This is a genomic window from Paenibacillus zanthoxyli JH29 (assembly GCF_000520715.1).
Classification (GTDB): domain Bacteria; phylum Bacillota; class Bacilli; order Paenibacillales; family Paenibacillaceae; genus Paenibacillus_AQ; species Paenibacillus_AQ zanthoxyli.
This window is the reverse complement of the sequence record NZ_ASSD01000592.1, coordinates 1-9,428: the sequence shown is the minus strand read 5'-3', so window position 1 is coordinate 9,428 and position 9,428 is coordinate 1. Positions and strand designations below refer to the sequence as shown.

Annotated in this window: 11 protein-coding genes; 3 read left to right on the top strand and 8 right to left on the bottom strand. The window is 41.5% G+C overall.

Features of this window, described 5'->3' with window-relative positions; translation table 11 throughout:
- Nucleotides 1-498: 498 nt before the first annotated feature.
- Both L691_RS33120 and L691_RS29895 read right to left on the bottom strand, forming a co-directional pair.
- Nucleotides 499-669 carry a hypothetical protein gene (locus L691_RS33120; protein ID WP_198023098.1) on the bottom strand — a complete coding sequence of 57 codons (171 nt, stop codon included), beginning with the start codon at nt 667-669 and terminating at the stop codon, nt 499-501.
- 11 nt (nt 670-680) lie between these two features.
- Nucleotides 681-980: a hypothetical protein gene (locus L691_RS29895; protein WP_232229258.1), complete on the bottom strand. Its 300-nt coding sequence runs from the start codon at nt 978-980 to the stop codon at nt 681-683.
- 246 nt (nt 981-1,226) lie between these two features.
- On the opposite strand from L691_RS29895, the gene L691_RS0123030 reads away from it, so the two are divergent.
- From L691_RS0123030 to L691_RS0123020, 3 genes are all read left to right on the top strand, one after another.
- A complete protein-coding gene (locus L691_RS0123030; protein ID WP_025692647.1) occupies nt 1,227-1,433 on the top strand; it encodes a hypothetical protein in 207 nt (68 codons plus the stop codon).
- A gap of 188 nt (nt 1,434-1,621) precedes the next feature.
- Nucleotides 1,622-2,059, top strand: coding sequence for a hypothetical protein (locus L691_RS29890; protein WP_051459439.1), 438 nt, complete (start codon nt 1,622-1,624; stop codon nt 2,057-2,059).
- A 318-nt stretch (nt 2,060-2,377) separates the two neighbouring features.
- Nucleotides 2,378-3,268, top strand: coding sequence for a copper amine oxidase N-terminal domain-containing protein (locus L691_RS0123020; protein ID WP_025692646.1), 891 nt, complete (start codon nt 2,378-2,380; stop codon nt 3,266-3,268).
- A gap of 199 nt (nt 3,269-3,467) precedes the next feature.
- Here the strand turns inward: L691_RS0123020 and L691_RS0123015 are convergent, their stop codons facing one another.
- The 6 genes from L691_RS0123015 to L691_RS0122970 form a co-directional block, all read right to left on the bottom strand.
- Nucleotides 3,468-4,613 (bottom strand): replication initiator protein A, encoded by a 1,146-nt coding sequence (locus tag L691_RS0123015; protein WP_025692645.1) that lies wholly within the window; start codon nt 4,611-4,613, stop codon nt 3,468-3,470.
- 223 nt (nt 4,614-4,836) lie between these two features.
- Complete coding sequence (locus L691_RS0123005) at nt 4,837-5,064, bottom strand: hypothetical protein (RefSeq protein ID WP_025692644.1); 228 nt, start codon at nt 5,062-5,064, stop codon at nt 4,837-4,839.
- A gap of 207 nt (nt 5,065-5,271) precedes the next feature.
- Nucleotides 5,272-6,120, bottom strand: coding sequence for an ArdC family protein (locus L691_RS0123000; protein ID WP_025692643.1), 849 nt, complete (start codon nt 6,118-6,120; stop codon nt 5,272-5,274).
- A gap of 379 nt (nt 6,121-6,499) precedes the next feature.
- A complete protein-coding gene (locus L691_RS0122990; protein ID WP_025692642.1) occupies nt 6,500-6,715 on the bottom strand; it encodes a hypothetical protein in 216 nt (71 codons plus the stop codon).
- Between the two features lie 1,343 nt (nt 6,716-8,058).
- Nucleotides 8,059-8,499 carry a hypothetical protein gene (locus L691_RS0122975; RefSeq protein WP_025692640.1) on the bottom strand — a complete coding sequence of 147 codons (441 nt, stop codon included), beginning with the start codon at nt 8,497-8,499 and terminating at the stop codon, nt 8,059-8,061.
- A gap of 297 nt (nt 8,500-8,796) precedes the next feature.
- Nucleotides 8,797-9,273 (bottom strand): AbrB/MazE/SpoVT family DNA-binding domain-containing protein, encoded by a 477-nt coding sequence (locus L691_RS0122970; protein ID WP_025692639.1) that lies wholly within the window; start codon nt 9,271-9,273, stop codon nt 8,797-8,799.
- Between the last annotated feature and the right edge of the window lie 155 nt (nt 9,274-9,428).

Sequence of the window (9,428 nt, the reverse complement as noted above, 5' to 3'; positions counted from 1 at the left end):
ATGCTATGTGGTTGTTGGTTATTTCACGGATTCAGGACCTTATTTCTACCGGAAATCCGCAACGAACTATTGGAGTCTTACGTAAAATATGTACTGATATGATAAATTCAGGTTACAATACGAACGAACGTTTGGTATAATTAACAAACGGATTTACTAACCATACTAATTGATATTAAAAGAGGCGATAAATTTCTATGTTTATTTATGAACAAGACCAATCTAACGTTATGTCTGCCTTATTGGAACATTCTATCCATATACATGTTGCACAGCACATTATAGAAATCATGAAGGCAAGTCCGGAGGCGCACTTTTTCTACTACATTGAAGCTCAATCAGTTTCGGCCTCCATATTCCTTGTTGAACATAATCCCACAGAAGGGTACAATGTAGCCCATTTCTTCTCATGCGATCAAATTGGAGACGATTATCTATATCAAAGCCTACCAGTTGAACAAATCGGCTCTTTGGTGCGCTTCATTTCCTGCCTTCCAATCAGTTAGAGGATTTTTGCTGTTCGGCTTTAATCCGATCGTATTCCTCTTCAATGGTTTTGGAAAGCAATTCGGTGGCCGTTATGTTCAGCTTTTTGGCTGCTTCAGCTAACTGTTGCTTAATATAAGCTGGTACGTCATAATGAAATTTCACCTTATTTCCGTATGCCATGATTGTTCCTCCTATCCCATAATTTCTTGATATTTTTTTTCGATCAAATGAATTAATAATTGGGTGGCCGATGTTTCTTGCAAGGTTGCGGCTTCGATCAGTTTTTCCTTTATTTCCGGCTGAAACTCATAAGGCAGTTTTAATTTTGGTTCAGCCATACGACCTTCTAGTGTTTTTTCAGCATCTATAGCAAGTCTCAGCAGCGTTTGTAACGAAGAATCACTAGAAGCCTCCCTTCCATATTTAGGCAAGACACGAACCAGATATTGCTTCAATGCCCGTTGATTCTCTTCAAGCATTTCAATACGCAAGCTTTATTCTCTACCCTCAATTGACAGTCCACGTTGTATCCAAATAAGTTGATCGAATATTTCATTTTCATCCTCCTTGTTATATCTCCCCCCTTATTATATAGCGATTCGTTACGTCTCACAACAAAAATTACATATATTGTATATTTATCATTCTTTTTTACATTACATGTGTATTATATGGCGTTACGTAACGTACTGTTATGTAATTAAATTACAACCTGTATAGAAAGGAGGGATCTTCCTATGGATTACCAAGCCATTATTCAACTGATCGGCAATGTCGGATTTCCGATTACCTTATCCCTAATCCTTCTTCAAACGATTCTTGTCAAATTTAACAAGCAAATGGAGGGATTAGAGAAACGTCTTGCCCAACTGGATAACACCATGAGTTTACTGGTGAAAACCTCTATAAATTCGACTATCCAACAAGAAAAGAAAGAGAATTGAAACAAACCAAAAAATATATTGCGTAACGTTACGTAATATTATATTATGAATTCAGAAAGAGAGCCATGCTAGTAGAAGAAGGGAACTTCCACAGCATGGGAACCCTATCTCTTTCGAATCACTGAAGAATAAATCAATCGCGCGTACTTTATTACTTCAGATAACAAACAAATTAGGAGATGATTTGAATGACTAGACATGGAGCAGTTCGAACAATCACGGAGGCAGCAAACTATACAGGTGTAACAACAAAACTTATCCTGCCTACTACTATCAATCCTGTAAATGGATATGTTGATTGGTATTTGGGCATTGGTGATGCTTCAATTGAAAGTGGGATTTCGTATTCCAGCCAAGGCTTCAAAGTCTTTCTTGGAGCTTCTTACGGTTCAACAAGCACCTACTACCAATCGAATGTCGTTTCCAGTTTACAAAAGGGACAAACCGTCGATCTCAAGCTGATTTATGATCATTCTACACACCAGGCGACTCTTTATTTGAACGGAGCTGCTCTTCCTTGGACAGACCATGTTAACATCGGTCAAGCAGCAAACGCCTTGAGCACCTATAATAAAGTAAAGATGATACATGGAGTTGAAGACCAAGGTGGAAGTTCTTATAGTTAGGCCTCTTTCTCGCAAACACAACTTCGTACCGACACTGCAGGAGCAAACTATATCACTTGGACCAGTGATCTTTCTAAAACTACTCGTGTAGTTGCCAACGGCGGCAATGCAACAAGTGCGGACAAATTTACAATTTACAATTTTGCACCGCTCATCACCAAGCTTGATCCTGCATAATCCTTTTTCAAATTTACCTTATATATTTGAAGAGCCTTGATAAATTCAAAGGCTCTTTTTTGATTTTCAAGGAATTAAAGTAACTTTTTTTATTTTTTTGCGTCTACAAATATGGGTATAATATACATGAGGAGGAATATAATGAGAAAATTTGTTAAATCTTTTTTAGGGCTTTCACTCTCTACAATTATTATGTTTTCAGGAACAACATTAGCTGCATCTTCTAGAATTGAAATCGTTGTAAATGATTCACCAGTTACCACAGATATAGCTCCTTATCTCAAACAAGGCACTACAATTGTCCCACTCAATGTCGTTCAACAAATCCCCGGCATCAATGTAAAATGGGATAATGCATCCAAAACAGTAACTATAACCAGAAATGGGGAAACTATTACATTGGTTGCAGGTGAAAAGACTGCAACCATTGGCTCACAAAAAGTTTCTCTAGCAGTATCCTCAACCCTCGAGAAAGGCCGGGTAATGGTGCCTTTACGGTTTATTGCCGAATCAGCCGATGCTCATGTGATCTGGAACGCTAAGATTCGTACTGTTTATGTAGCAAAGGCAAGCGAGGAATTAACAGCCAAGCTGGCTTCGACAAACTTAGCAGAAGCGCGTTCAGCAGCAGTACAGTTTCCACGTACAAGCCAATTGAAGAAAATGGATGTTCAAAATGCAAGCCAAAATCAAGATTACTTTTTTCCTGAAGGATTATCAACTTCATTCTTCATTGCAGGGGGAAATGGGGTTTCTTATTATAAAGTAACCGGTAACCACAGCGAGGAAGTATGGTCCGCGAAATTAGACACAGCTTCCAAGTCCTCCAGCAGTCTTTTCTTTTTACCTTATAAAGTTGTCGATCAAGATGGAGAAAAACCTTCTATTAACAAACGTGTTGTTTTCTATCATTTGATGCTGCCAATTATGGAGGCAACATACGGATTCGTTGAAACGAATGGCGAAGCTACAACAATTGGACAAAAAGGTATGCAGCTAAATCAATTTTTTGTAATAGAGCAAGAAAAATAATCAACCTCTAAAAAGGAATTTCCATTAAATCCTTTCATGGGCTGCTTTACTGTTTTTTTGAAAGCTGCTTGTTTTTAATAAAAAGACAATGCGGTCAACAATTCTAATCTAATCTTTAACGAAAATGAAAATTAAAATCAAAAAGCGCGTCCGGTGCTTCCGGTACGCGCTCTTCTTAAGTAATATGAAATTTGATAGTTTACAAATTTGGAAATTCCAATTGCTCCGGTAGGTCTCGTAGACGGATGGTCGAATTGAGAAAAACCGGATTCTTAGTGACTGTAAGATAGCGACCGGATAAGCCTTGCTTTTTCCCAGAAAATTCAAACGAATCTATAAACCCTACTGCTTTCAACTCTTCACACGCATGTTTTATACGCTCTACAATCTTATAAACTGGCATAATTGGCTCTTCACCATTGATGAAGTGAAAATGTCCGGCAAGAACAGACAATTCTAAAGTCACAGCCGAATCTTCTGGATATGATGATATCAGCCAGTAAAGACCTTGTGCCAGATAGGATTTTAAGTCGTTCATTAGAATGAGACTTATATCGAAGAGGTTTCCTGCGCGGTTCGCCTCCACTAGCCATTCCGGCAAACGAATTTCAAATTTGTACTGATAATGATTAGCTGCTCCTATCTTTCTCCGAAAAACAATTTGGTCAATTAAACGGGTTAAGGCAATTTCCTCATACTCCCCATCTTTCGAACGCTGAAATTGCGTCAGTGTCACTTCAATTTTCATCAAACGCATTAATGCCTCTTGAATGCGCTTATAGTTGGCCGCGCCATCTGTTAATCCCAGCTCGGACAAAATGTCGGCATATTTCAGCTCTACAGAAGGTTTCCCTACATTCAACTTAAACCAAAGAGACTGAACAGCTCCCATTACGCGGGCTTCATATGTCGTTAAAGTTTCCCCTGTAGCGGACTTTATATGAACGGATCGGACGCCGTTAGCGGTTGTCAAAACCTGATTTGACCTTGGATTAGCCGAGAACAGGGCGTGTTGGGCTATATTGGTGTTAAAAGGAACAACCTCTCGCAGATAATCAACGGACTTCACTCGTAAAGCACGTTCCATAATTTCAATTTTAGCCTTTATAAAAGCATGATCGGCTTTCGGATCAAGCAACTGCGTCTTCAACAGCTCCCCGGTTTGGTTAGCGTACATAAACAATGACTTTACAGGGATAAGCTGTACTAATTGTGAACTGATTTCATCTGCCATTTCCTGATAAACGGTAGCTGCTTTAAGAGGGTCCACATGGCGCTTTGTCTTGTCTAAAAATTCTCTTGCAGCTACATCCAAATGGATTTCTACTTGAGCCGAATCACTCAACCTGGTTCCCTCCCTTCTCTATTCGTATTGATGCTACCATAGAGCCGTGATAAAAGGTCGATTCAATATCAATAAGCAACCGAATGTTAATCCAATTCCCCTTTTGGGTCCGAACATAAAGACCGCCGTTCATCCTCTTGCCGTTCGTATAAATAAGCTTTCCCTCCCTTTTACCAATGGACCAGCTAAAAAGTACAGCTGGTCCACCTGGCCTTATAGCGAGCTATTCTCTAGTTGCCCCCGAGTGAATAACCGTTACGGTTTGGGCTTGAAATCTATAAATTAATTCTGTCTTCGTCTTATCTTTTGGATTTATGAACTTCCAGATATATTCATCCTCATTCTTAATATCAATGTACCATTCCAACATAGCCTGAGTTTTTCTGTCCATCAGTTCATCGAGTCTACGTGGTAGAGCCTTCCTCGCTTCTTTATGGAGTTTTTCAACCATTGTATATACTCCTTACGTTTGACAAGCAAAATCCGGGAAACGAGCCGATTTTGTATACAAAATCTTCTTCCGGATCTCGCCGGCAGCTCATTTTTTGTATACAAATTGAATCCTGGATCACTGTGGCCAAGTGTTTTTTTGTATACTAAGAGGACAGAGATTCCAAACCTAGCCGGGGAAAGGCCCCCGGCTGGGTTTGGCGCATTTTTATTCTCTACCCTCGAACGTGACACCTAAGATATGATCTGCGGCTTTCTGCGCTTGTCCTGCTGCTTGCACGATCAATTTCTTATCTTCTTTGAGTTTCCGCAGCCAGCTTCCCACATAGGCGGCGCTATTTTCGATTGTGCTATTGTCGATACCAGCCACCCCGCACAACATGGCCGCGCCGATCTCAGCCACAAGTTCTTCCTTGCTGTAGCTTTCATCCCCGAAGGCTGCCAATTCTGTGATGCCTTTACGGTTCAGCCGCTTTGCGTGTCCGGTGCTGTGTACATGCTCATGGAACAATGTGCTGTAATACTCCTCCGCTTTGGCATAATCGCAAAGCGGCGGCACACTCACAATGTCATCCGCTGGACGGTAGTATGCCCGCCCTGAATGGTAACGAACGGGCGGGCCGTCCGTATATCCGGCACATATCCGTTCCGCTTCCTCAATCGGGTCATGATCATAAATTTGGTCATTGCGTTTGCTCTGCAATCCTTGGCATTGTGTATTTATTTCAAAAACGTTGTAGTATCGCAAAAAAGGAATCTTCTCGGGCTGGCTCTCTTCGTTGCCCGCCCCGGTTCCGTCCTTCTTCTCCAGCCAAGTCCAAAAGACTACAAACTGGCCCTTTTCTCCTTTTTTGACTTTCCCCCCGGCCTCGTTAATCTGCTTAATCGTCGCGTATTCTCCAGCATCAAGCAGCAAAGTATTAATCCCCCGGTAGGGCTTTTGGCTTTTCCAACTTACTGCACCGCCAATTTTCCACGGTCTGCGCCAGGGTACGACACCCTTTCCAAGCAGTTCAATCATCCGGTTAGTAATCATTTCATAGATTTTTTCGCTCATGCGTTCCCTCTCCTTTGTGCTATAATGGAGGGGCGAAGTGTTCCCAAATTCTTCGCCCCGGTCGATTCGCTCCCTTAAAGCGGTCGGCCTTTAATATTCATCTGGCAATAAAAACGTGGTCGCGCTGCGGTCATGCTCAGTAATAATCCAGAACCTTACGCCGCTTCTGCTTGTATAAGCTGAGAACAGCCTAGAACCGTTTAATAGGGCTTCATTATTGCTCGGCCTTGTCATTCTCTGAAACCTCCCCCCAATCGCCGTTATGATGCCTTGTAAGAGCTGATATCCGGTCATCTTCACAAATGCTTTCCAGGACTCCCGGCGTTGCCAAAATCTGCCCTAACCGAAACTTGCCTATAAAGTGGTGAGTCATCGGCAATCATTCCTTTCTAATGGCTGTTCTCTGAATCGCTTCTAGCCTCATCAACAAACTTTCATTGATTTCAAGCCATTGCCGCCAAAACTTCAGGTTCTGCTGGTAAGCGTGGTCCGTATTGTATTTCTCAATCTCTTCAATGTCTGATTTGGTCTTTAAAATTTCGCCTTCAACCAACTGAATCAATGTGCTTAAATCCGTTAAACCGAGACTATTCATCTATTTCACCTCCTTTCAGGCTTGACTTTTGGCCCTGCCCCTTCAAAATTCGGCACCGTTTGCCTGTCTAGCCCGAGCGGCAATGAGCGGAATCTTTAAGGTTTTGTGAACAGTTTCTTCGTTGTGCCTTGCCTGTCTTATGTAGTTTTCAAAGAACAAAAAACATTCGTATACCGTAGCCGTCGCAGATTTAAGATCATATAGGTTCTCGCAGGGCAAGGTTGCCCGTAAGGGCCGACAAATTTTTTTGAGTGCATTTCTCAAAAAAATTTCGCCTTGCCCGGAGAGGTTCTATATGATCCCATGCGACTAGATGACTACGGTAAGCGAATGGTCTTCTTTGAAAACGAAATAAGGCAAGGCCGCTGCGAAAGGATGCGAACGGGCCTTGCCTTTTCTTCTATGAGTAACCTTCTGGTTTTGGGGTTTCAGGGAATGATGAGGGAATGAAGCAACGCGGAATGGATTCATGATTCCCCCACTTCGTAGAACATGATAGGGATTGTGCAGTATAGCGAAGCGGAGCGTAGCAAGCCCTATGATGTTAGAGCGTTACTGCAGAAGGCTTTGCATCCTGCTAGTCCCGTTAAGAATCCCAATGGAACCCGGCGATTTTCCGGGGTCGCTTGGGATTTAGGGACGATGAACCGGGGGATTATAACACTCATCATTTTTCCAAGTAAATGAAAGCCTGTGGACTAGCCTTCGCCGGCAGCAGCTCGTCCGCCAGTTACTATTCCTGGTACTCGACTGTAGCAGATGTAAAAAACCATCCTAATATGGCGTGAATATTACCATTTCGTTCGATAATCGCCTTGAATATGTCGTTAACTTCAATAATATGTTAAAATTATGCAGAGGAATTAAAATCAGAGGGAGGGGGTTTTTTTGTTGATCAGCCAAAAAAAACGATTATCCTTGCTTACTTCAATTGTGATACTTATAGTTATTAACTTATTCGGTAATTCATTAAATTCGCTGATATGGGCACATTTTACGTTATTTATAAACTGTATTTGTGCCCAGGCTATATTTCTTCAATTGTCCAGTATATTGGACTCGCCGAAAAATCGTGTCCTACGTTTGGTATTGTCTCTTTTAGCTCTGTTAACAGGTCTAATCACGTTTATTGTTATTCTGTCTTCACCAATGGGACCTTTCAATCGAATTTTCTTTATTATTATACAGATTGCTGTCACTTACGCTGAAGCAATCCAGCTAAAAGATGAGTTTAAAAAACAAGGATAAAGAACTCGATTATTGAGGTTATTTCAAAATAGCGCCCATGTTGAAGTAAAGCCAAATCGTCGCGCATTTAACCGCACGACGATTTGGCATTTGTTTTATGCTACTGCTTCATAGGAAGTGGTTGTATAGTAAGTCCAGTAGCTGTTAGTAGGGTTAACAACTAACTTTTCCCAAGTGGTAACGGTGACTTTAACTCTTGCGTAGGTTCCAGAATGATCCACCAAAAGATGTAGAATCTCTTCCAGTCTGTTTTCGTCAGTGAAACTAGCAATTTGCTCAATCAGTTTTACTGTAGACACTACAAGTACGGCTAAACTTAGAAATCCAGCAACTTGAGGCGGAAGTTTTGCCGCAAGAATTGATTTAATTCGGCTATAACCGTAAGTTGCAATAGCCCATCCAAGTCCGGAAACGGATTGACCTACGCTGCTTTCAATCATGGCATTCAGTTGATCTTTTGTAAAATAAACGACTTCAGTAGAGCGAACATTTGGACCGGGAGCAGTACTAGAAACATTAAATTGTTGATCGTGCATAATGAATTCTCCTTTAATTTTAAATTAAGGGCGATAAGGGAATCAGAGAAAATAAGATATTCCCAAACTTATTTGCTCTGTTATCGCCTCTCACTATAAGGGTAAAAACAGTTTATTAAAAACAACTTGCACAGGACCACCCGGGGGAACTGGTTTATCCCGGGTTCTTTTGGACCGTCCTGACAGTACTGCCCCGTATACGGTGCCCCGGCAGCAGTTTAGCATTCCCCGGAAATCTGCTAAACCATAAAAAAAATAGACCGCCCTCGCTAAGGTAACGGTCTATCTCTTTGACTATCAATTGCCACCGAGTTCATATTTACGCTTGAGCTGACTGATCCGGGACTGGCTGACGCCAAGCATTACGGCAAACTCTTTTTGAGTAGCTTTGGGATGCTCCAGCATCGCTTGTTCAAGCCGTTTTTTCAGTTCATCCGATTTTGTTCTTTTTTTAGGAGGATCAGGTTCCGGGAAGGAGACAGCCTTAACCGATTCTTCTTGCCGCTCGGGCACGACTTCTTCCCGGTCCGGGCCGCCGAGCTCCTGTAGACAGTAGCTGCAGATGAATTGATCCTTGAAGTAGGTGACATTTTCCAAACTCCTGCAAAAAGTACACTCCGTGGAGGTATATTTTCGCAGTACAATAATATGATCATCCAAAATGAAAAACTCGATAGAGTCCCCAATGCCGATATTTCGCATCATGCGGATTTCTATAGGGACCACGATTCTCCCAAGATTATCCAAACTCCGGATCATACCTGCATCCTTCATTTCACGTCCCTCATTTATATCATATTTGGTTCTATTTGATTATTATAGCAAAAAATGTATTTGAAAATAAAGGGGAAAGATGAGAGAAAATTATTTTAATTTATATCCTCGCTGTCAGAAGAAAATAAAGTATTAGACGCCCATGCCGCTAACGC